General features: G+C 61.2%; 20 protein-coding genes. 4 read left to right on the top strand and 16 right to left on the bottom strand.

Translation table 11 applies throughout. The features are described from left to right. Positions 1–92: 92 nt before the first annotated feature. The 9 genes from phaZ to ADU59_RS20300 all read right to left on the bottom strand — a co-directional run bounded on the left by phaZ (position 93) and on the right by ADU59_RS20300 (position 10,433). A complete protein-coding gene (gene phaZ, locus ADU59_RS20255; protein WP_068955972.1) occupies positions 93–1,367 on the bottom strand; it encodes a polyhydroxyalkanoate depolymerase in 1,275 nt (424 codons plus the stop codon). 212 nt (positions 1,368–1,579) lie between these two features. Beyond that, a complete protein-coding gene (locus ADU59_RS20260) occupies positions 1,580–2,413 on the bottom strand; it encodes an amidohydrolase family protein (protein WP_068955973.1) in 834 nt (277 codons plus the stop codon). After that, the gene (locus tag ADU59_RS20265; protein WP_068955974.1) at positions 2,410–3,429 is read right to left on the bottom strand and encodes a zinc-binding alcohol dehydrogenase family protein; all 1,020 of its coding nucleotides are present in this window, start codon (positions 3,427–3,429) and stop codon (positions 2,410–2,412) included. The genes ADU59_RS20260 and ADU59_RS20265 overlap by 4 nt, the downstream gene beginning before the upstream one ends. Before the next feature lie 45 nt (positions 3,430–3,474). Continuing rightward, complete coding sequence (locus ADU59_RS20270) at positions 3,475–4,449, bottom strand: ABC transporter permease (RefSeq protein ID WP_068955975.1); 975 nt, start codon at positions 4,447–4,449, stop codon at positions 3,475–3,477. A 43-nt stretch (positions 4,450–4,492) separates the two neighbouring features. Beyond that, positions 4,493–6,040 carry a sugar ABC transporter ATP-binding protein gene (locus ADU59_RS20275; RefSeq protein WP_068955976.1) on the bottom strand — a complete coding sequence of 516 codons (1,548 nt, stop codon included), beginning with the start codon at positions 6,038–6,040 and terminating at the stop codon, positions 4,493–4,495. 130 nt (positions 6,041–6,170) lie between these two features. Continuing rightward, positions 6,171–7,160, bottom strand: coding sequence for an ABC transporter substrate-binding protein (locus tag ADU59_RS20280; RefSeq protein WP_068955977.1), 990 nt, complete (start codon positions 7,158–7,160; stop codon positions 6,171–6,173). A 239-nt stretch (positions 7,161–7,399) separates the two neighbouring features. After that, entirely contained in the window at positions 7,400–7,846 is a 447-nt protein-coding gene (locus ADU59_RS20290) for an RbsD/FucU family protein (RefSeq protein WP_068955979.1), read from the bottom strand. 30 nt (positions 7,847–7,876) lie between these two features. Further along, on the bottom strand, positions 7,877–8,896 hold the full coding sequence (locus ADU59_RS20295) for an aldo/keto reductase (protein WP_068955980.1): 1,020 nt from the start codon (positions 8,894–8,896) through the stop codon (positions 7,877–7,879). A gap of 31 nt (positions 8,897–8,927) precedes the next feature. Beyond that, positions 8,928–10,433, bottom strand: coding sequence for a UxaA family hydrolase (locus tag ADU59_RS20300; protein ID WP_068955981.1), 1,506 nt, complete (start codon positions 10,431–10,433; stop codon positions 8,928–8,930). 275 nt (positions 10,434–10,708) lie between these two features. On the opposite strand from ADU59_RS20300, the gene ADU59_RS20305 reads away from it, so the two are divergent. Beyond that, a complete protein-coding gene (locus tag ADU59_RS20305; protein ID WP_068955982.1) occupies positions 10,709–11,587 on the top strand; it encodes a GntR family transcriptional regulator in 879 nt (292 codons plus the stop codon). Between the two features lie 29 nt (positions 11,588–11,616). Here the strand turns inward: ADU59_RS20305 and ADU59_RS20310 are convergent, their stop codons facing one another. Beyond that, a complete protein-coding gene (locus ADU59_RS20310) occupies positions 11,617–12,420 on the bottom strand; it encodes an aldolase/citrate lyase family protein (protein ID WP_068955983.1) in 804 nt (267 codons plus the stop codon). A gap of 113 nt (positions 12,421–12,533) precedes the next feature. Beyond that, on the bottom strand, positions 12,534–13,988 hold the full coding sequence (gene gabD / locus ADU59_RS20315; RefSeq protein WP_068956201.1) for an NADP-dependent succinate-semialdehyde dehydrogenase: 1,455 nt from the start codon (positions 13,986–13,988) through the stop codon (positions 12,534–12,536). A gap of 268 nt (positions 13,989–14,256) precedes the next feature. On the opposite strand from gabD, the gene ADU59_RS20320 reads away from it, so the two are divergent. After that, positions 14,257–14,859, top strand: coding sequence for a nitroreductase family protein (locus ADU59_RS20320; RefSeq protein ID WP_068955984.1), 603 nt, complete (start codon positions 14,257–14,259; stop codon positions 14,857–14,859). 88 nt (positions 14,860–14,947) lie between these two features. Here ADU59_RS20320 and gyrB read toward each other — a convergent pair whose 3' ends face one another. From gyrB to ADU59_RS20345, 5 genes are all read right to left on the bottom strand, one after another. After that, positions 14,948–17,416: a DNA topoisomerase (ATP-hydrolyzing) subunit B gene (gene gyrB, locus ADU59_RS20325; protein WP_425332038.1), complete on the bottom strand. Its 2,469-nt coding sequence runs from the start codon at positions 17,414–17,416 to the stop codon at positions 14,948–14,950. A 117-nt stretch (positions 17,417–17,533) separates the two neighbouring features. Further along, on the bottom strand, positions 17,534–17,908 hold the full coding sequence (locus tag ADU59_RS20330; RefSeq protein WP_068955986.1) for a helix-turn-helix domain-containing protein: 375 nt from the start codon (positions 17,906–17,908) through the stop codon (positions 17,534–17,536). Then, positions 17,905–18,474, bottom strand: coding sequence for a Smr/MutS family protein (locus ADU59_RS20335; RefSeq protein ID WP_068955987.1), 570 nt, complete (start codon positions 18,472–18,474; stop codon positions 17,905–17,907). The genes ADU59_RS20330 and ADU59_RS20335 overlap by 4 nt, the downstream gene beginning before the upstream one ends. Continuing rightward, entirely contained in the window at positions 18,467–19,576 is a 1,110-nt protein-coding gene (gene mltA, locus ADU59_RS20340; protein ID WP_068955988.1) for a murein transglycosylase A, read from the bottom strand. The genes ADU59_RS20335 and mltA overlap by 8 nt, the downstream gene beginning before the upstream one ends. A gap of 29 nt (positions 19,577–19,605) precedes the next feature. Next, positions 19,606–20,304 carry a Tim44/TimA family putative adaptor protein gene (locus ADU59_RS20345; protein ID WP_068955989.1) on the bottom strand — a complete coding sequence of 233 codons (699 nt, stop codon included), beginning with the start codon at positions 20,302–20,304 and terminating at the stop codon, positions 19,606–19,608. 138 nt (positions 20,305–20,442) lie between these two features. On the opposite strand from ADU59_RS20345, the gene ADU59_RS20350 reads away from it, so the two are divergent. Together ADU59_RS20350 and secB are read left to right on the top strand one after the other, a co-directional pair. After that, on the top strand, positions 20,443–20,970 hold the full coding sequence (locus ADU59_RS20350; RefSeq protein ID WP_068955990.1) for an FxsA family protein: 528 nt from the start codon (positions 20,443–20,445) through the stop codon (positions 20,968–20,970). 79 nt (positions 20,971–21,049) lie between these two features. Next, positions 21,050–21,538, top strand: coding sequence for a protein-export chaperone SecB (secB, locus tag ADU59_RS20355; protein ID WP_068955991.1), 489 nt, complete (start codon positions 21,050–21,052; stop codon positions 21,536–21,538). The last annotated feature ends 15 nt before the right edge of the window (positions 21,539–21,553 follow it).

The following is a 21,553-nucleotide window of genomic DNA, read 5'->3' on the forward strand; positions in this document are numbered from 1 at the left end:
GATGGGAAGGGGCTCGCCCCTCCGCAAGACAATTGTCCGCAGATTCCGGCAAGCCCCTGATATTGATCGATGAAATCGATACGAATTGCGGATCAGGCGGACTTTCCGCCCTTGATCACCCGGCGTACCGGCCGGGCACTGCGGGCATGCTCGCGCTGGAATGCGGTGATGCGCGGAGCGATTTCACGGCGGAAGCGCGATCCGTTGAAGACCCCGTAATGGCCGACATCCGGCTGCATGTAATGCATGCGCATATTGTCGGGAATATTCGGACAGATCGTCTGCGCCGCCTCCGTCTGGCCAACACCGGAAATATCGTCGTTCTCGCCCTCGACCGTCAGAAGCGCCACCTTGCGGATCGCAGCCGTATCCACCTTCTGTCCGCGATGCATCATCTCGCCCTTTGGAAGCGCATGCTTCATGAAGACGACATCGACGGTCTGCAGGTAGAACTCGGCGGTCAGATCCATCACCGCCATGTATTCATCGTAGAAATCGCGATGTTTTTCGGCGGCGTCGCCATCGTTCTTAACCAGATGCTCGAAGAAATCCTTCGTCGCCGTCAGGTGGCGGTCGAGATTCATCGACATGAAGCCGGAAAGCTGCAGGAAGCCCGGATAGACCGGACGCATGAAACCCAGCTGCGGAAACGGCACCGGCATGACGACATTGTCGCGGAACCATTCGATCGGCTTGTCCTTGGCGAGCTGGTTGACCGCCGTCGGATTGATGCGCGTGTCGATCGGCCCCCCCATCAGCGTCATGGAGGACGGCGACAGCGGGTCGTCATTGGCTTCCATCAGCGCCACGGCGGCAAGAACCGGCACGGCGGGCTGACAGACGGCGATCACATGGGTATCGGGCCCGAGGAAATGCAGCAGCTGGATGACATAGTCGATGTAGTCGTCGAGATCGAAAGTGCCTTCGGTCAGCGGCACCGTGCGGGCGTCGATCCAGTCGGTGATATAGACGTCCGACTGCGGCAGCAGCGCCTCGACCGTGCCGCGCAGCAGCGTGGCATAGTGGCCGGACATCGGCGCGACGATCAGCACCTTCGGATCGGCGGCCCTGCCCTTCGGCAATGCGCGTTCGAAATGGATGAGATTGCAGAACGGCTCGCGCCAGACGATGCGTTCCTGCACTGCGACCGGGCTGCCATCGATCAGCGTTTCGGCCAGGCCGAATTCCGGCTTGCCATAGCGGCGGGTCGTGCGTTCGAAGACTTCAAGGCCGGCCGCGGCGGCGCGGCCCATATAGGTATGGGAAATGGGGTTCAGCGGATTGGCATAGGCGAGCCGCATGGCATCGGCGGCGGCGCGCCACGGCGCCATCATCGCGTGATTGAGTTCATACAACTGGTAAAACATCGGAAGCGTTCTCCTTGTTACCGTAAACGACAACGCCGCTCCCAACCGGACGCAACCCTGCATTCTTGTTCTTGATGTCCGCAAGTAAGGCCGACACTAGCACTTTTCTTGTGCAACGCAATAAATATGCCTCACTCCCGGCGGGGCAAGCCCATCACGACTTTGGCACGGATGACTTGATACTCGGTAAAGACGTTTACACAGGCCTGCCTTCACAGATCGATCCCGTAGAAGCGGGCAGCCGTCGTGCAAAATACCGCATCGCGATCCGTGTCATCGAGACCGGCCAGCAATCTATGGGCGACCTCCCACCAGTCGCCGTAGCTCGCATCGAGATCAACCACCGGCCAATCGCTGCCGAACATGACGCGCTGTGGGCCGAAACTATCGAGCAGATGCGAAACATAGGGCTTCAGCCCCTCCGGCGACCAGCCTTGGCCGGCTTCGGTCACCAGCCCGGACAGCTTGACACAGACATTCGGACGGCGGGCAAGGGCTGCGATATCCACGCGCCACGGCTCGACCATGCCTTTGGCAATGAAGGGCTTTGCACCATGATCGACGACGATGGGCAGATCGGGCAGCCGGTCGGCCAGCGCTGCCACGACCGGCAGGTGACGCGGCTGGATGAGAGCGTCGAAACGCAGGCCAAGGCCCGGCAACATTTCCAGTGTGCGGACCGCCTCGGGTTGAAGGATGCAAAATGTATCTTCAATGCCCTGGAGCATCGGACGGATGCCCCTGAATTTCGGATTTCGCCGGAAGCGCTCGAGATCGGCATGCGCTGACGGCGACCACACATCCACCCAGCCAACGACGGCAGCGACCGTTTCCTCGCGCACGGCCAAGGCCAGCAGGAATTCGGTTTCCGCCAGGTTGGGCGCAGCCTGAACAAGGACCGTTTTGGTAATGCCGACGACGACCAGATGCGGCTTCAGGTCATCGGGCGTAAAATCGCGGTAGATCGGCGCAAGCTCGGGTGGCGGCCAGTCGTTGTGGCCGAGACCCAGGCTCCAGTAGTGCTGATGGGCATCGATCCGCGTCATGGCGATATTTTGACCACCGCCTTGATCAGTCCGGCTTTTTCATGTGCCCAGCGCGGCAGGTCGTTCGCCACATCGTCCAGCGTGGTGCGATGGGTGATCAGCGATTTGATCGGGACATGACCCGAGCGGATGGAGGCGGCCACGTGCTCGAAATCCTGCCGGGTCGCATTGCGGCTGCCGACCAGCATCATTTCGCGCTTGTGGAATTCCGGATCGGAAAAACGGATCTCGTCCTTGACGACACTGACGAAGACGAGGCAGCCGCCATGAGCGACGAAGGCGAAGGATTTCTCCATCGAACCGCCATAGCCGGTGGCATCGAAGACGACGTCGAAACCATCACCGTCCGTTGCCGACAGAACCGCTGCCAAAGCACCGTCCCCGGCCAATATGCCTTCGGCAAATCCCAGCCGGCTGGCGGCCATGTCCAGCCGCTCGGCGCTGGTATCCAGAAGTGTGACCCGATGGCCGGCGATGCGGGAGAAAAGCGCGGTTCCAAGGCCGATGGGTCCGGCACCGATGACCAATGCCCTTGATCCCGGCGGGGCGAGCGAGCGGCGCACAGCATGCGCGCCGATGGCGAGGAATTCGACAGTCGCTGCCTCTTCCAGCGAAAGACCGTCGGCCGGATAGAGATTGGCTTCGGGAACGAGGATTTCCTCGCAGAAGGCGCCGTCGGTATGGACGCCCAGCACCCTGATCGCCGTGCAGCAGTTGGGCTTGCCCTTCAGGCAGGCACCGCAGGTTCCGCAGGAAAGATAAGGGTTGACGATGACGGGCGTTCCCGGCGCCAGCGAAATTCCTTCGCCGGATTCAATTACCGTTGCCGAAATTTCGTGTCCCATGACCCGGGGATATTCGAGATAGGGGTGTTTGCCCTCGAAGATATGATAATCGGTGCCGCAGATACCGACATGGCTGACGGCCAGCCGCGCCCAACCTTTCGGCGGAGAACCCGGCGCGGGTCTGTCGATGATATCCAGGCGCCCGGGCTCCGGGCAGATCGCCGCTTTCATGGCAGGCTGTTCCTTGCAATCTTGTCCGCGACTGAGCGAAGGCGTCTAGCGCGAGCCACGGCGGCGCAACTGGTCGAAATAGACGATGACGATGATCAGGACGCCGGTGATGATCCGCTGCACGAAGGCGTTGACGTTGAGCAGATTGGCGCCGTTGTTGATCGTCGCCAGGATGAAGGCGCCGAGCAGCGGTCCGTGGACGGAGCCGACCGCACCGAACAGGCTGGTGCCGCCGATGACGGACGAGGCGATCGCCTGCAGTTCCCAGCCTTCTGCCTGGGTGGCGTTACCGATGCCGATGCGCGAGGCAAGCAGCAGGCCGACAAAGGCGGCGCAGGTGGAAGACAGGATGTAGGCGAGATAGATCGTCCGGTTGACATTGACGCCGGACAGACGCGCCGCCTCGCTGTTGGAACCGACGGCAAAGAGATAACGGCCCCAGCGGCTCAGGTGCAGGAAGATGTAGGCCGGTATCGCAACGACGATGACCATCCAGAACAGGCTGGGAATGCCGAGGAAATCGGCGCGCGAGAAATTGGTGAAAGCCTCGTTGCTGATCGAGATCGTCGAGCCGTTGGTGACGAGCAGGCCGATGCCGCGCAGGGAGGTCAGCGTCGCCAGCGTGATGATGAAGGCGGGAAGCCCCATGCGCACGATGCCGAAGGCATGGAAGGCGCCGATCAGCACGCCGACCAGAAGCGTGATCCCCATCGCCGGCCAGAGCGGCACGCCATGCGACAAAAGCCAGGCGACGGTGACGCTGGAGAAACCGACGACGGCGCCAACCGAAAGATCGATACCGGCGGTGATGATGACGAAGGTCTGTCCGACCGCGAGGATCGCCGTCATCGCCCCCTGACGCAGCAGGTTGCTGATGTTGTTGGCGGTCCAGAAGCTGGTGGTCGAAAGCCCGAGAAGCAGCCAGAGGAACAGCAAAAGCCCGAGAAGCGTCAGGCCGAACAGGATGTTCATGCCCTTCTTCGGGACCGGTGCGGTTTCCGTTGTGGTCTCAACGCTCATGACTTTCCTCCACGCATTTTCTTATTCGGTCTTTTCATCATGTTCACACGCCGATCGCCTGGGTCAGCACTTCCTCATGCGAGGCGCTGCGATAGGTATGGCTGGCGACGAGCTTGCCCTGGCGGAACACATGCAGCCGGTCGGAAAGCTCGTAGACCTCCGGCAGATAGGACGAGATCAGGATGATGCCGGCTCCCTGCTCCAACAGCCGGGCGAACAGCCGGTAGATTTCCGCCTTGGTGCCGACATCGACGCCGACGGTCGGCTCGTCGAAGATGAACAGCTTGGCGCCGTGGCTCAGCCATTTGCCGATGACGATCTTCTGCTGGTTGCCGCCGGACATGGCGGATGCCAGCACCCGGCGCGTCGGCGTCTTGATCTTCAGGTCATTGATTTGGCGGTCGGCATTGTCGGTTTCGCGGCGACGGTTGATGGTCAGCCCATTCGACAACCGGTCGAAGATCGGCAGATTGATGTTCATGCCGATCGGCAGATTGAGACAAAGGCCCTGATCACGACGGCTTTCCGGCGCCAGCGCAATGCCGAGATCCATTGCCACACGTTCGTTGCGGATCTTGACCGGATTGCCCTGCCAGACAATTTCGCCGGATGACACCGGCTGGCGGCCATAGAGACCGAGTGCAAATTCGCTGCGGCCGGCGCCGATCAGACCATAGAGCCCGACGATCTCGCCTGCCCGCACGGACAGCGACACATCCGTAAAGCCCGGACCGGACAGGCCGCGCGTCTCGACGATCGTACCGCCGATCGGCAACGTTTCTTTATGGTAGATCTGCTCGATGGTGCGGTTGATCATCATCGAGATCAGCTCGGCATCGTTGGTTTCGCCGATATTGCGCGTTCCGACATGAGTGCCGTCGCGCAGGACCGAAACCCGGTCGGCCAGCTCGAAAACCTCTTCCATGCGGTGGCTGATATAGACGATCGTCACGCCTTCGGCCTGTAGCCGGCGAATGAGACGGAACAGTTGCGCCGATTCCTGCCGTGTCAGGTAGGCGGTCGGCTCGTCGAAAATCAAAAACTGGGTACCGCGCATCGCCGCCCGCGCCGTCGCCACCAGCTGCTGCTGGCCGATCGTCAAGTCGCTGAGAAGGGCGGCAGCCGGCAGATTGAAGCCGAGATCGTTGAGTACGGCCTGCGCCGCGTCGGTCATGGCGCGTTTGCGCATCAGGCCGTTCTTGTTCATTTCGTCGCCGAGGAACATGTTGGCAGCGACACTCAGGTGCCGGCAGAGCACGACTTCCTGATGCACGGCATTGATGCCACGCGAAATCGCCTCGTTCGGAGTGGCAAGCTGCACGGCATCGCCGCACCAGAAGACCTCGCCGGAGGTTCGGCGGATAACACCGGTCAGAAGCTTGATCAGCGTCGATTTTCCGGCACCGTTTTCCCCGACGATGGCGTGGATTTCACCGGAAAGAAACGTGATGTTCGCCGGCTTCAAAGCCTCGACGGCACCGTATTTCTTCTGCAGGCCGCGCAATTCCAGGATCGGCTGGCCCTTCGCAACGGGATGCTTAGCAATCGCCGCGCCCTCGTGCCGGTGGCTGACGTCGTACAGTCCTGTCATGGCGGCTTTCCTCCCAGGCCCCGGAACCCATTTCAAACCAGAATTACCGGTCTGAAACGGGCTGGGATCGCATTCTGCGACGGGCGGCAGGGCCTTCCCCAAAGGGTGTTGCCCTGCCGCCTTGTCTCGATCAGTTGACCTTCGGGTTCAGAAGGGCATCAATCTTCGGATCGGCCATGTTGGCCTTGGTCACCAGGTTGGCGCCGGTATCGACATTGGCCTCGACCTTTTCCTTCTTGGAGGCGGCCAGCGCGGTTTTGATGCCGTCATAGCCCATGCGGTACGGGTCCTGCACGACGAGGCCGGCAAGAACGCCTTCCTTGAGGAAGCCGACCGTCTTTTCGTCGCTGTCGAAGCCGATGACCTTGATCTTGTCGCCGAGCTTGTTTTCAGCGATCGCCTGGCCAACGCCCTGCGCCATGATCAGGTTGGACGCGAACACGCCAACGAGGTTCGGATTGGCGGTGATCAGGTCGGTCATCATGTTGAGGCCGGTGGTGGCCTGACCGTCGGCATATTTGTCGGCAACGACCTTGAGGCCCGGATACTTGGCCGTGATCTGCTCGACGAAGCCGTTGTGACGCTGATCCAGCGAACCGACACCTGGCAGGCTGGTGATGATGGCGATGTCGCCCTCTTCCTTGCCGGTTGCTTCCTTGATGGCGGCGGCAAGACCGTCAGCAGCGATGCGGCCGCCCTGGGTGTTGTCGGTGGTCAGGAAGGACGTGAAGGCCTTGGAGTCGGCGCCGGAATCGATGCCGATGATCGGCACTGCCTTGGCAGCTTCGTCGATCGGCTTGCCGAGCGCCTTGAATTCCGTCGGCGAGATGACGACAGCGGCCGGTGCGCCGGCAACGGCATTTTCCAGAATGGTGATCTGGCCGTTGATGTCGGATTCCGACTGGGCACCGAGTTCCGGCACGTTGACGCCGAGATCCTTGCCGGCCGCGCGGGCGCCGGCCAGAACGATCTGCCAGTAGAACGACGTCGTATCCTTGACGATGATCGGAATGGTGACGTCGGCAGCATGCGATGTCATCGGCAGCATGGTTGCGAAGACGGCGGCGCCGGCCAGGCTGGTAAAGGCGCGACGCGACAGAATATGCTTCATAAGGGTCATGGTGTTGTTCTCCTCCAACAACGTCTTGTTCAGTTCTCCTCAGACCGGGCCGCAAGACGCAAACAGTTCGATCTTTTATCGATAAAAAACATTTTGCCTTGGCAAGCTATCTCAGCAATTTTGAAATTGCAAGCGGTCTGCGATGTCCTTGCGCATTGATTTCCTCCCAACGCCAAGTCTTTGTTTTTCATCACGAAGATGAACCGGTCCACCTCCATGGACCGGCAATCCGCGCCCATTCAGACGCGGTAGAGTTCCTGCGGATGCACGACACCCTTCTTCAGGATGATGTTTCCGTAGAGCCGAAATTCGGTTGTCGCGACGATATAGGCGGCCTTGCGCGAACGCTCGTAGAAGGCAAAGCGCTCGATCGGTACGACCTTGAAATCGCCTGCGAGTTTCTTGACCAGACTCTGGAACTTGACGCAGACATCCGGCACCGCCGCCGGATCACCGACAACCTCCATCCGCCAGGCGGATTCATCGACGAAGGTATCGAGCGGCATATGCGCCAGGATCGCCTCGGTGATCGCCAGCGCATCGACGCCATCGGCGCGCACGACCTTCGGCCCCATGGTGCTGGCCGGAAAATTGGCATCGGCGACAACGATCTCGTCCCCATGGCCCATCGTGCGGATTGCATGCAGCAGTTCCGGCCCGAGCAATGGATGTATTCCCTTCAGCATTCTATTTTCCTTTATCCGTTCAAAACCCGGCTAGACCCGGACGGCTTCCAGCCCCAGATCCGGCGCCACCAGCGTATGCGCTTCGTAGCCGCTGAAGTCATTCGGCTGCAAACGCGGCCGCGTCAATTCCATATTGCGGATCAGGCTCGACGGCTTGGCCGTTCCCAGTAGAACCGACGCAACCGCCGGGCTCTGAAGCGGAAACTGGATTGCGGGTGCGGCCAGGGGCAGCCCCTTTGAGCGGGCAATGGCCTCCATCGCCCTCACCTTGTCAAGAACGTCCGCAGTCGCCGGCATATAGTCGAAATGCGATCCTTCCACCGGACCGGTGGCCAGAATACCCGAATTGAAAACGCCGCCAACCACCAGCGAGGTTTTCTTCTTCTCGCAGAGCGGCAGCAATTCCGCCGTGGCGGTGCGATCCAGCAGCGTGTAACGCCCGGCGAGCAGGATACAGTCGATATCCGCCTCGCGCATCACATCCAGACAGACAGGCACCTCGTTGACGCCGAGACCATAGGCGGAAATGGCGCCGCTCGACTTCAGCTCCTCCAGCGCCTTGAGACCGCCGTCGAAAAGCTGGCGGAGATAGACGGCATTGCGTTCTGCGCCATGCGTGTAGACGCCGATGTCATGGACGAAGAGGATATCGATGCGGTTGAGACCAAGGCGGGCATAGCTGAACTCGACCGACCGCATGATACCGTCATAGGAATAATCGTAATCCGTCTCGAACGGCAGCGGATCGACGAAGCCGTAGCTCGGGACCTTGTCGTCTGCTACCGGCCGCTGCAGCCGGCCGACCTTGGTCGACAGCACCCAGCTGCCCTTGGGCTTGTCCCGCAGAAAATCCCCGACCCTTCGCTCGGCCAGGCCGAAACCGTACCACGGCGCGGTATCGATGAACCGCAGGCCCGCATCCCAGGCGGCCTCCAGCGTTTCCATCGCCGTCTCGCGTGGGCAGGCGCGGTACATTCCGCCGAGCGGCGCCGTACCGAAACTGTATTCGGTGACGGACAAATCCGTCTTGCCGATCTTTCGTGTCTGCATCACATCTCTCCTCCGCTCCGACAGCCTCCCGTCAGAGTGTCGCGCCCAGGTGCCAGGGCACGAATTCATTGTCGCCGTAGCCGAACAGCTCGCTCTTGGTCTTCTTGCCGGATGCCGTATCGATGATCAGGTCGAAGATCTCGCGGCCCATGCCGGCGATCGTCGCATCGCCGCTGGCGATCGTGCCGCAGTCGATATCCATGTCTTCTTCCATGGCGCGGTAGAGCGCCGTGTTGCTGGTCAGCTTGATCGACGGGCATGGGCGCGATCCGAAGCAGCTACCCCGGCCGGTGGTAAATGTGATCACATTGGCACCACCCGCCACCTGCCCCGTCGCCGACACCGGATCGTAACCGGGCGTATCCATGAAAACCAGCCCGTGCTCGGTCACCCGCTCGGCATAGTGATAGACCGCCGTCAGCGGCGAACGGCCGCCCTTGGCGACGGCGCCGAGCGATTTTTCCAGGATGGTCGTCAGGCCGCCACGCTTGTTGCCCGGCGAAGGATTGTTGTCGAGCGAGGCGCCATGCATGGCGACATAGTCTTCCCACCAGGTAATCAGTCCGTCGAGCTTCTGCGCCACGCTATCGTTGACCGCGCGGCTGCGCAGCAGATGCTCGGCGCCGTAGATTTCCGAGGTTTCCGACAGGATGGCCGTGCCGCCGGCGCCAGCGAGAATATCGACCGCGGCACCCAGCGCCGGATTGGCGGTGATGCCCGACAACCCGTCCGAGCCGCCGCATTGCAGGCCGACGATAATTTCGCTGACCGGGATCGGGACGCGCTTGGCGGTACCGATTTCCGCAGCGATCTCCTCAAGAACGCCCAACGCCCGGGCCACGGCGCGGCGTGAGCCGCCGGCATCCTGGATATTGAAATGGCGCTTTCCGGCGCCGGCGCCGGCCTGGCCGTAGAGCGTCAGCTGGTTGACCTCGCAACCGAGGCCGACCATCAGCACGCCACCGAAATTCACATGGCGGGTGTAACCGGCAAGGGTTCTGTGCAGGTTTTTCATGCCGTCGCCGGTCGAACTCATGCCGCAGCCCTGATCGTGGACGATCGGTACGAAACCGTCGATGCCGTCATAACGCGGCAGGATGGTCTTGTTGGCCTCCTCGGCAATGGCGCGACAGACCGTGGTGGAACAGTTGACGCTGGCGATGATGCCGATGAAATTGCGGGTCGCGGCGCGGCCGTCGGCACGGCGATAGCCCATGAAGGTGCGCGCCTTGTCGGCGGCGCTGGCTGCTTCCGGCGGCACCGGCGCGCCGATCGACAGCCGGTCCTGATCGAAAGCCAGGTTGTGCGAATGCACATGATCGCCGGCAGCGATCTCGATGGTCGCGCGGCCGATCGCCTGGCCGTATTTGACCACGGCTTCGCCGGCGTGAATGGGGCGGATGGCCACCTTGTGGCCCGGATCAATCTTTGCCGCGGCCCGGACGCCATCCGGCAATTGCCCACCCGGCTCGATAACGAGCGATGCGACGGCGACATTGTCTTCAGGCGACAGAACGATGAAGGAAGGTGCGGTCACCCTTGGTATCTCCCATGACGATTATTCAGGACGAGTGGTATCATCCATTTTTGTCTTTTATCCACAATAGACAGTTTGCCGTCAATGGGTATTATGCACACGCAGCCGGCGCAGCAAAAAGGCAACGGCCGCATCAAAAACAAAATCAGGGATCGATACAACCATGGAACTTCAAATGACCGGCGAAGACAGGATCGGGCAGACCGGATAGAGCAACGCGAAAATCACGCCCTTTCATCGGGATTGACAGAAACTCCTATCCGGTCGGCAAAATCATGGCGAAACAGAACACCGTCTTCAAGGACGCCTTCAACCGCTGCCTCAAGCTCTTGGCGGAAACCTCCGCGCTACCGTCCGAACCGGAGCTCGGCGCCACGCTCGGCGTCAGCCGCACCACCATCCGCGCTATCCTGACACGGATGGAAGAGCTGCAGCTGATCGCCTGGGACAAGCGGGCAAAAGTGGTCCTGCGCCAGCCAAAGGCGGAGGATTATTACCCGGCGGAAGAAACGGATTCACTCTCCGATATCATCGAGCGCAGCTTCATGCGCCGGATTCTGGCCGGCGGCGCCGAGCCCGGCATGCAGATCAACGAGCTGGAACTCGCCCGCGACATCGGCACCGGCACCACCAGCGTGCGCGAATTCCTGATCCGCTTCAGCCGCTTCGGACTGATCGAAAAACGGCCGAACAGTCACTGGATCCTCAAAGGCTTTACCCGCGAATTCGCGCTGGAACTGACGGAGGTGCGTGAAATGTTCGAACTGCGCTCGGCCGCAAGCTTTGCGGCACTGGCGCCCGATCATCCCGCCTGGGCCGATCTCGACCGGATCGAGGCCCTGCATCACGAGATTCTGGCCGATATCGACAATCGCTACCGGGAATTTTCGGAACTTGACGAGCGCTTCCATCTGCTGGTGCATACCTCGTCCAGCAACCGCTTCATCGTCGATTTCTACGATATCATCACCATCGTCTTCCACTATCACTACCAGTGGAACAAAACGAATGCGCGCGCGCGAAACGCCCGGGCGCTCGAAGAACATCTCGACTATATCGCCGCCCTTCGCTCCCGCGATCCGGTGCTGGTCGAAGCCGCCTGCCGCAGGCACCTGAAATCGGCGCGCGAAACGCTGCTGCAATCCATTCAATAGCCGGATTCAGACGTGATTGCTTGCGCTGATCAATAGCCGGAAACCGGTTTGACATCGCTCTTGCTACCGGACAGGAAATCCTCGCGCAGCCGTTCCGTGGCGCTGACGAGAAGCGTCACATCCGTCCCGATCGCCATGAAGGTCGCCCCCATGTCGCGGTACAGGCGGGCCTGATCAAGATCCAGCGTCATGATGCCGGCCGCCTTGCCGGCCTTCTTGATCCGTGCAAACGCGTCCCCGATGGCGGCCGTCACATCCGCATGTCCCGGTTGTCCGAGATGCCCCATATCGGCCGCGAGGTCGGACGGGCCGATGAAAAGCCCGTCGATGCCGTCAAGGGCTGCGATCTCATCAAGCGCTGCGAGACCGGCACGGCTTTCGATCTGGACGATCAGGCAGATTTCGGCGTTGGCCGTTTCGAGATAATCGCCGATCCGGCTGAACTGCGACGCCCGGCCAAGGGCAGCCCCCACCCCGCGCACGCCATGCGGCGGATAGCGCACGGCCCGCACCAGCGCCTGTGCCTGCTCGACGCTCTCTACCATCGGGATCAGCAGCGTCTGGGCGCCGGTATCGAGGATCTGCTTGATCATCCAGGTTTCGCCGACGGGAAGCCGGACTATCGGATGGCCGCCGGAGCGGCTGACCGCCTGTATCTGGGCCGACAGGAGCGGAATATCGTTCGGCGCATGCTCGCCGTCGATCAGCAGCCAGTCGTAACCGCTGCCGGAAACGATCTCGGCCGCATAGGGGCTGGCCAGCGCCACCCAGAGACCAAGCTGGAACCGGTCCGCACGGATCGCGGACTTGAAGAGGTTTTTCGGGGCTGGCATGGGTTCACTCCTTTGGGACGCCGATTTGTAGCGGCAGACGAAAAAACCGGCCAGAGCGAATCCGGCCGGTTTTCTTCACAGCCTGATTGGCAGATCAGGCCCCGATTTGTAAATCAGGCGATGCCGCCGAGGCAGACATATTTAATCTCGGTGAATTCCTCGATGCCGTATTTCGAGCCCTCACGGCCGAGGCCCGACAGCTTGACGCCGCCGAACGGCGCTTCCGCCGTCGAGATCAGCCCGGTATTGACACCAACCATGCCATATTCCAACGCTTCGGCCACCCGGAACACACGCGACAGATCCTTGGCATAGAAATAGGACGCCAGACCGAACTCGGTGTCGTTGGCCTGCTCAACGACATCCGCCTCATTGGTGAAGCGGAACAGCGGCGCCAGCGGCCCGAAGGTTTCTTCCTTCGCAACAGCCATGTCCCTGGTGACGTCGGCAAGGATCGTCGCTTCGAAGAAGGTACCGCCCAGCGCGTGCTTCTTGCCGCCCTGCAGGATGCGTGCGCCCTTGCCCACGGCATCGGCGATATGCTCCTCGACCTTGGCAAGCGCCGCCTTGTCGATCAGCGGGCCGAGGATGACACCTTCGTCGAAACCGTTGCCGGTCTTCAGCCGGCCGACGGCGGCGGAGAGCTTTTTGGCAAAGGCATCGTAGACGCCATCCTGCACATAGATGCGGTTGGCGCAGACGCAGGTCTGACCGTTGTTGCGATATTTGGCGATCAACGCGCCTTCAACGGCAGCATCGAGATCAGCATCGTCGAAAACGATGAACGGCGCATTGCCGCCGAGTTCGAGGCCGAGTTTCTTGATGGTCGGGGCGCTCTGCTTGTAAAGCTCCATGCCGATCTCGGTGGAGCCGGTGAAGGTGAGCTTGCGCACCGTCGGATTGGATGTCATTTCGCCGCCGATCGCCACCGCCGAGCCGGTAATGACGGAAAACAGGCCCTTCGGTAGGCCGGCGCGTTCGGCCAGAACCGCAATGGCGATGGCCGAGAACGGCGTCTGCGATGCAGGCTTGAGAACCATGGCGCAGCCGGCGGCAAAAGCGGGACCCGCCTTGCGGGTGATCATCGCATTGGGGAAATTCCACGGCGTAATCGCCGCGACCACACCGATCGGCTGTTTCATCACCATGATGCGCTTGTCGGGCTGGTGGCCGGGGATCATGTCGCCATAGATACGGCGGCCTTCCTCGGCGAACCATTCGATGAAGCTGGCGCCATAGACGATTTCGCCGGTAGCCTCGGCCAATGGCTTGCCCTGTTCCAGCGTCAGGATACGGCCGAGATCGTCCTTGTTCTCGATCATCAGCTCGTACCATTTGCGCAGGATGGCGCAGCGCTCCTTGGCGGTGCGGGCAGCCCAGCCCTTCTGGGCAATCCGGGCCGCCTCGATCGCCACCCTGGTTTCAGCCGCGCCCAGCTTCGGCACAAGACCGATGATTTCGCCGGTGGCAGGATTGTTCACCTCGATGGCATTTTTCGGATCGGCATCGATCCAGCTTTCACCGACAAGGGCTGCCTGGCGAAACAGCGAGGGGTCTTTCAAGGTCACGGTCATCAGCAGCCAATCCTTTGCTTGGAAAATCTACAGAACTTATACAACTTTTTTCTGCCGTTCGACAATGACCTGGAACGGCGTTTTCGCGCCGCCTTCCGTCATAGCCAATCGCATCCTTGCCGGTGCCGGCCGGACCGTTCGCTGTCGCCATATTGGAAACGGTCCATCTTCAAACCCGCGTCTATTGAAAGACTACCCGATCACTATATACGGACTTCGTCCGTTTTATCGAGCGTGCAATCTCCCAAGACAGGAATGTACCATGACAACCTCCAGCAACTACCGTCAGGCCGACTATCCCATCGAGCCGAGCTTTCTCAACCGTTGGTCACCGCGGGCTTTCACCGGCGAGACCATCTCCGAAACCGAGCTTCTGACCATCCTTGAAGCCGGGCGCTGGGCACCGTCGGCCTACAATTCGCAGCCGTGGCGTTTCGCCTATGCCCTTCGCGGCACCGAGCAGTGGGACAAGATCTTCCCGATCCTCAATGAATTCAACCAGGGCTGGGCGAAATCCGCTTCCGCACTGGTTATCTTCATTTCGAAAACGCACTTCACCGCACCGGGCGCTTCCGAAGCCGGCCTGTCCTATAGCCACAGCTTCGACACCGGCGCGGCCTGGGGTTCGATCGCCCATCAGGCCCAGCTTCTCGGTTTCCAGGCACATGGCATGACCGGCATTCATTTCGACAAGGCCATCGAAATCCTCGGCATTCCGGATGGCTACCGCGTCGAAGCTGCCGCGGCCATCGGCCGGCTGGGCGACAAGGCACAGCTGCCGGACTACCTGCAGGCCCGCGAAACGCCAAGCCCGCGCCGTCCGCTTTCGGAAGTCGCCTTCAACGGCACATTCATTGCCGACTAAGCTTTAAAAAAGAAAACCACGCCTTCCGGACGGGAGGCGTGGTTTTTCAATCGAATCACAATGCCGCAGCCGCGCGTTGCGCCAACGGTCAGACGTCGAGGTTGGCGACGCTCAGCGCGTTTTCCTGGATGAAGTCACGACGCGGCTCGACTTCATCGCCCATCAGGCGCGAGAACAGCCCGTCCGCATCGGTGGCATCGGGGACCCTCACCTGCAGCAGCGAGCGGACGTTCGGATCGAGCGTCGTTTCCCAGAGCTGTTCGGCATTCATCTCGCCCAGACCCTTGTAACGCTGCATCGTCAGGCCCTTGCGGCCGCTGGCGAAGATCGCGTCGAGAAGTGCGCGCGGACCGCTGATTTCGATCGTACCGTCCTTGCGCCTGAGAATTGGCGGGATGCCGTATATTTCCTTCAGCCGCGGGGTCATCTGGTCGATGTGGCGGGCATCCTGCGAGCCGATCAGCGCCATGTCGAGCGATGCGACTTCCTTGACGCCGCGCACCATGCGCTCAAACTTGAGGCCACCATCACCGGCAACCGCCACGATCCAGCCGCGCTCGGTTTCCTCGGCGATCAGGTCCAAACGCTTGGCAACATCCGCGGCCGTCGCTTCCGACTGGGCCTGATTGTTGTTGAGCTCCGGATTGAGCGCACCGGCGATTGCCGCCTGCTCGACGACGGAGCGGCTGTAACGCGAATGCAGGCCCTCGACCAGCGAACGCAGCCGCAATGCATCAACGATGACTTCGCGCAGATCCTGCCCGACCCGGACCTCGCCGGAGCCAAGCTCAAGCGACGCATCTTCCAGGCCCATGGAGATCAGATACTCTTCCAGCGCCTTTTCATCCTTGAGATATTGCGCAGATTTGCCGCGCGCCACCTTGTAGAGCGGCGGCTGGGCAATATAGAGGTGCCCGCGCTCGATCAGCTCCGGCATCTGCCGGAAGAAGAAGGTCAGAAGCAGCGTGCGAATATGGGCGCCGTCGACGTCAGCATCGGTCATGATGATGATCTTGTGATAGCGCAACTTTTCCGGATTGAACTCATCCTTGCCGATCGACGTGCCGAGCGCGGTGATCAGCGTGCCGATTTCCTGGCTCGACAGCATCTTGTCGAAGCGCGCCCGCTCGACATTGAGAATCTTGCCGCGCAGCGGCAGGATCGCCTGATTTTCACGCGAGCGGCCCTGTTTGGCCGAGCCGCCGGCGGAGTCCCCTTCCACCAGGAAGAGTTCGGATTTCGCCGGATCACGCTCGGAGCAGTCGGCCAGCTTGCCGGGAAGCGACGAGATGTCGAGCGCGCCCTTGCGGCGCGTCAGTTCGCGCGCCTTCTTGGCCGCCTCGCGTGCGGCCGCCGCTTCGATGACCTTGCCGACAAGGATCTTGGCGTCGCCCGGATGCTCTTCCAGCCAGGTGCTGAGTGCCTCGTTGACGAGGCTTTCGACCACCGGGCGAACCTCCGAGGAAACCAGCTTGTCCTTGGTCTGCGAGGAGAATTTCGGATCCGGAACCTTGACGGACAGAACAGCGGTGAGACCTTCGCGGCAATCTTCGCCGGTCAGCGTCACCTTTTCCTTCTTCATGATGCCGGAGCTGTCGCCATAGGAGATGATCTGGCGCGTCAGGCCGCCGCGGAAGCCGGCCATATGCGTGCCGCCGTCGCGCTGCGGGATGTTGTTGGTGAAGCAGAGGACATTTTCGTGATAGCTGTCGTTCCACCACATGGCGACTTCGACGGTGATGCCGTCCTTTTCGCCGCGAATGGCGACAGGGCGGGTGACCAGCGGCTTCTTCGACCGGTCGAGATAGGCGACGAAGGCTTCCAGACCGCCGTCATACATCATCTCTTCCTGGCGGACATCGGAATGGCGCTTGTCGGTCAGAACGATGCGGACGCCCGAATTCAGGAAGGCAAGCTCGCGCAGGCGGTGCTCCAGCGTTCCATAATCGAAATCGATCATCGTGAAGGTTTCTGTGCTCGGCAGGAAGGTGACTTCCGTGCCGGTCTCGCCGTTGCTGTCGCCGATGACCTTCAGGGGCGCATCGGCAACGCCATGGGTGAAGTTGATTTCGTGGATCTTGCCCTGGCGCTTGATCTTCAGCTGCAGCTTGACCGAGAGCGCGTTGACGACGGAAACGCCGACGCCGTGCAGACCGCCGGAGACCTTGTAGGAATTCTGGTCGAACTTGCCGCCCGCATGCAGCTGCGTCATGATCACTTCGGCGGCCGAAATGCCTTCGCCCGTATGGATATCCGTCGGGATACCGCGGCCGTTATCGGTCACCGTCACCGAGCCATCGGCATTCAGCGTCACCGTCACGATATCGGCATGGCCGGCCAGCGCTTCGTCGATCGCATTGTCCACGACTTCATAGACCATGTGATGCAGGCCGGAACCGTCGTCGGTGTCGCCGATATACATGCCAGGCCGCTTGCGGACGGCATCAAGGCCTTTGAGAACCTTGATGGAATCGGCGCCATATTCGGCGTTTGCGCCGGCTTCGGTTTCAGGCAAATCGGTCATTCGGCTATAGGTCTTTCCAGGTTCTGATGCCATGTCTTCGGAGATTGGATTCCGTGCGAATCACCCCTCGATGGCGCTCCCCGAATATAGGGATTTTGTCCATAGTTCCAAATCCCGTGCAGCCAGAAAACGGCAGAAATCAGGGGATCGTCAGAGTTCCTTATCAGGAAAGCGGGCTTTTTCCAAAACATCTTCCAGGATCCGGATGGTTTCGCCGGATAAGCTGCGGATGCGGCCGGCAAGCCGGTTGGCAAACGCCGTGTGCGTCGCCGGCAGGCCGGATGTATCGAGCACCACTTTCGGATCGGAAAGGGCCGCCAGGCCGAACAGGGCGTCGGCATCGTCCCAGATGACGTTGAAGTAGCCGGCCACCCGTTGCAGGAATTCGAAGCTCGGAGCACCGCGCTTGCCATGCTCCAGCGCCGAGAGATAGGCCGGCGACACGCCGATTGCCGCCGCCATCTGCTTTTGCGAAACGCCCTTCTGCCGCCGCAGCCGCCGCACCGCCTCGCCGAAGGGCGTCATGGCGTCATTCCTCTCGGCCGCGACAGCCGCACATAGAGCGCGCCGTCGCCGCCGTGATTGCGGGCGGCCGGCTCGTAGGAGGAAATCAGCATGCGGAATTCCGGCAGCGAGAACCACAGCGGCACCGCCCGTTTCAGCGCGCCGTCGCTGCCAAGCGAGGTTCCCTTGCCGGTAATGACAAGCACATGCCGCAGGCCGCGATCATAGGCCCGCATCAGGAAATGCAGCAGGAAACCATGCGCTTCGCTCTGGATCATGCCGTGCAGATCGATCCGCGCCTCGATTGCCAGATGGCCCTTGGCAAGCTTGCGCTTGACCGGCTTTTCGAGAGGATGGTGCACACGTGCCGTCTTTTTCGGCGCTTCCGGCGGAGCAGCGCCGAAGGCCTCGGCCAGCGACTTGCCTTCCTTGATCACCGGCATCGGCAGTTTTTCCGGCTGGGGCTCGGGTTTGGGCTCCTCGAACTCCGCAAGCTCGTCCATCCGCCCCGGCAGCGGGCGTGTGGTCCGGGCGACCTTGCCCCAGAGGATGCGGTCTTCGCTGGTCAGCTTCTTTGCCTTAGCCATGACCGTATCTTGCCGCCGCGGCCTTCGGAATGAAAATGAAAAAGTCGGCCGCGTTGCGCACCGCACCGGCCAGCCGCCCGGCCTCGTCACCGGATCCGGTGAAGATATCGCCGCGCGCCGGGCCAACGATGGCCGAGCCGGTATCGAGCGCCAGCATCAGCCGCCGGAAAGGCCGGCCGCCGTCGATCGAGGTCAGGCTGTCGCTGGAGATGAAGAAGGGAACGCCGAATGTATGGATAAGCCGATCGACGGCAAGCGAGCGGCCGGGCTCCAGCGCCACCTTGGCCGCCGCCACCGGTCCAAGACCGCTATCGTCAACCTCGGCTTCGCGGAAAAAGATGAAGGACCGGTTGTGCCAGAGCACCTCGTCGGCCTCGTCCGGATGATCGTCCAGCCATTGTTTGATCGTCTGCATCGAAACATCAGCGGCCTGGATCTTGCCGCGCTCGATCAAAAGCCTGCCGGTGGCCGAAAAATAATGACCGGTCTTGGCCGCATAGGTCACCCGCGTCATCGAACCATCGGGAAAGATTAGCCGGGCAGCGCCCTGAACATGGGCAAAGAAGACGTCGGTCTTCGATTTGGCATAGGCGATCTCCAGCCCCCGTCCGGCAAGATAGCCCGTTTCGATCGCCTTGCGGTCCGGATATTCGCCGATCACGCCGTCCTTGAGCTGGCCGAAAGCGAAGTAGGGATCCATGCCCTCGGGGCGATTGCTGTCGTCGATGTCGACGAGATCGTCCGGGCGGCGATAGAAAGGGAAGCGGAACGTCTCGTCCCGTTTGGCGCTGACAAGAACTTCGGGCTCGAAAAAAGCAGTGACGAAACCCGGCTGGCCGTCGTGACGGATAATCCTGAAGGGAACGAAATGATCTTCGAAGAAAGCCCGCGCAGAACCTCCGTCCAGCGCTTGCGCCTGTGCCGCCGCTGCATAGGCGGGCAACAGATCGGCAGTGGAAATTCCCAGCGACGCCGTCTTGTGCGGCTTGACCGTCGTGACCTGGCGGTGACAGCGCTCGAGGGCGGACAACAGCGGCAGTGGATTGTCGTCATGCCAACCGGGAAGGTCGGAAAAGCCGACCCGTTGCAAATCGAAATCCATTGCCGCCAGTCCCGTACTTTATGAGCCGATCAGTTTTCCGATTCCGTGGCGATCAGCTTCCAGTTCGGATCGCGCGAACGGATATCGCGGGAGAAGGTCCAGAGATCGTTGACCTCGGAAACAGCCTCGCCGTCGCCATCGACGATCGCACCGGCCTTGTCATAGGTCGCCGAAATCAGCTGGCTGAGGATACGCAGCGTGATGTTGGCTTCGCTGTCCTTGATCTCGGCATGCACCATGTCGGCCTTCTCGATGCCGACGAAGGTGGACTTGACCACCTCGCCCTTGCTTTCGCGCTCGGAAATGGCGGCATCGAATCCGTCATAGACGTCACGCGACAGGAGACCCTTGAGCGTCTTGCGGTCGCCGTCGGCAAAAGCCATGACGATCATCTCATAGGCCATCTTGGCACCGTTGACGAATTCCTTCGGATCGAAACCCGGATCGGCATCGGCCATCTGGCGCAGCGCGTCGTTCAGCGGCGTGCCTGCCTTGGTGAAGGCGTCGATCTCGGCATAGCGCGAAATCTCCTCACCGGCGCCGTCGCGGCGGGGCAATTGCACCACCTTGCCGGACGTTTCCGGCCCATCGGCCGCTTCGCGCGGCGAATAGGGATCGACCGGCGGACGTTCGTTGCCCGTCCTTTTGCCCAGAACACTGCGCAGTTGGAGGAATATGATCACCGCGGCGACCAGGAAAAACAATGTGATGAAGTCGAAAGAGCCCATTTCCACCCAGAACCGCTGTTAATATACCGTGCGATCATCCCATATAGTCTGCATGGCGCGATCATTCAAATGGCGATATCATTTCTTTGCAATTGCCGGTCCGGTTCGGTCCGGCGCTTTTCACCGTAAGTAGGCACCATGCGTTCTCTGACCATCCCGATTCTGTTTCTGCTGATGCCGCTGGCGGAGATCGCTACCTTCATTTTCGTCGGCCGCGAAGTCGGCGTCGGCATGACGCTGCTTCTGGTTCTGGCCAGCGCCATTGCCGGTGCCGTCCTTCTGCGCGTCCAGGGGCTGGGCGTGCTGAGAAATATCCAGCAGGCCTCGCAGGCCGGCAGCGATCCGGGGCACCAGCTGGTGCATGGGGTGATGATCGTGGTCGCCGCCTTCCTGCTGATCATTCCCGGCTTCATCAGCGACATCATCGGACTGCTTCTCTTCATCCCGGCCGTCAGGGATCTGGGCTGGTCGTTCCTCAAGAGCCGCCTGACCATCATCACGACAAGGGCCGCGGCCGGCGCGCGCGGATTTTCCCGTGGCCGTACCTCGAACTCCGAGACATCGCGCCACACCGGTTCGCCGGTCATCGACCTCGATGACGACGAGTTTTCCCGCACCGACGGCCGGGGCCGCACCGACCCGAACGAGCGCGACCGCCTCAAGTGAGCGGGCGGCACCGGGTTGTAAGCCCGGGTGCGAAATGCTAGATGGCCTCACCAAATTCAAGTCCGAAGGAAAAGGCCTTATGACCGATACCGCATCCCCGACCAACGGCGCTGCCGAGAGCCCGTCCCTGAACATTCTGGCTCAGTACATCAAGGACCTCTCGTTTGAAAATCCGGGTGCGCCGCGTTCGCTTCAGGCGCGCGACAAGGCTCCGGCGATCAACATCAATGTCAACGTCAATGCCAATCCGCTTTCGGATGCGGAATTCGACGTTATCCTGACGCTGAATGCCGAAGCCAAGGACGGCGACAAGATGCTGTTCAACGTCGAGCTTTCCTATGGCGGCGTCTTCCGCGTCACCGGCTTTCCGCAGGAACACATGCTGCCGCTGCTCTTCATCGAGTGCCCGCGCCTGCTCTTCCCGTTTGCCCGCCAGATCGTATCCGACGCGACGCGCAACGGCGGCTTCCCGCCGCTGATGATCGATCCGATCGATTTTGCCCAGATGTTCACCCAGCGCATGGCTGAGGAAAAGGTTCGTTCGCAGGTTTCCACGACCCCGAACTGATCCGGCTTTGCCTGC

It is taken from the genome of Pararhizobium polonicum, assembly GCF_001687365.1.
In the GTDB taxonomy this organism is placed as follows: domain Bacteria; phylum Pseudomonadota; class Alphaproteobacteria; order Rhizobiales; family Rhizobiaceae; genus Pararhizobium; species Pararhizobium polonicum.

Bases quoted from the DNA above. Each gene is read 5' to 3' on its own strand.
- phaZ (WP_068955972.1), bottom strand. From the start codon at position 1,367: ATGTTTTACCAGTTGTATGAACTCAATCACGCGATGATGGCGCCGTGG.
- ADU59_RS20260 (WP_068955973.1), bottom strand. From the start codon at position 2,413: ATGACGCGGATCGATGCCCATCAGCACTACTGGAGCCTGGGTCTCGGC.
- ADU59_RS20265 (WP_068955974.1), bottom strand. From the start codon at position 3,429: ATGAAAGCGGCGATCTGCCCGGAGCCCGGGCGCCTGGATATCATCGAC.
- ADU59_RS20270 (WP_068955975.1), bottom strand. From the start codon at position 4,449: ATGAGCGTTGAGACCACAACGGAAACCGCACCGGTCCCGAAGAAGGGC.
- ADU59_RS20275 (WP_068955976.1), bottom strand. From the start codon at position 6,040: ATGACAGGACTGTACGACGTCAGCCACCGGCACGAGGGCGCGGCGATT.
- ADU59_RS20280 (WP_068955977.1), bottom strand. From the start codon at position 7,160: ATGACCCTTATGAAGCATATTCTGTCGCGTCGCGCCTTTACCAGCCTG.
- ADU59_RS20290 (WP_068955979.1), bottom strand. From the start codon at position 7,846: ATGCTGAAGGGAATACATCCATTGCTCGGGCCGGAACTGCTGCATGCA.
- ADU59_RS20295 (WP_068955980.1), bottom strand. From the start codon at position 8,896: ATGCAGACACGAAAGATCGGCAAGACGGATTTGTCCGTCACCGAATAC.
- ADU59_RS20305 (WP_068955982.1), top strand. From the start codon at position 10,709: ATGGCGAAACAGAACACCGTCTTCAAGGACGCCTTCAACCGCTGCCTC.
- ADU59_RS20310 (WP_068955983.1), bottom strand. From the start codon at position 12,420: ATGCCAGCCCCGAAAAACCTCTTCAAGTCCGCGATCCGTGCGGACCGG.
- ADU59_RS20320 (WP_068955984.1), top strand. From the start codon at position 14,257: ATGACAACCTCCAGCAACTACCGTCAGGCCGACTATCCCATCGAGCCG.
- gyrB (WP_425332038.1), bottom strand. From the start codon at position 17,416: ATGGCATCAGAACCTGGAAAGACCTATAGCCGAATGACCGATTTGCCT.
- ADU59_RS20330 (WP_068955986.1), bottom strand. From the start codon at position 17,908: ATGACGCCCTTCGGCGAGGCGGTGCGGCGGCTGCGGCGGCAGAAGGGC.
- ADU59_RS20335 (WP_068955987.1), bottom strand. From the start codon at position 18,474: ATGGCTAAGGCAAAGAAGCTGACCAGCGAAGACCGCATCCTCTGGGGC.
- mltA (WP_068955988.1), bottom strand. From the start codon at position 19,576: ATGGATTTCGATTTGCAACGGGTCGGCTTTTCCGACCTTCCCGGTTGG.
- ADU59_RS20345 (WP_068955989.1), bottom strand. From the start codon at position 20,304: ATGGGCTCTTTCGACTTCATCACATTGTTTTTCCTGGTCGCCGCGGTG.
- ADU59_RS20350 (WP_068955990.1), top strand. From the start codon at position 20,443: ATGCGTTCTCTGACCATCCCGATTCTGTTTCTGCTGATGCCGCTGGCG.
- secB (WP_068955991.1), top strand. From the start codon at position 21,050: ATGACCGATACCGCATCCCCGACCAACGGCGCTGCCGAGAGCCCGTCC.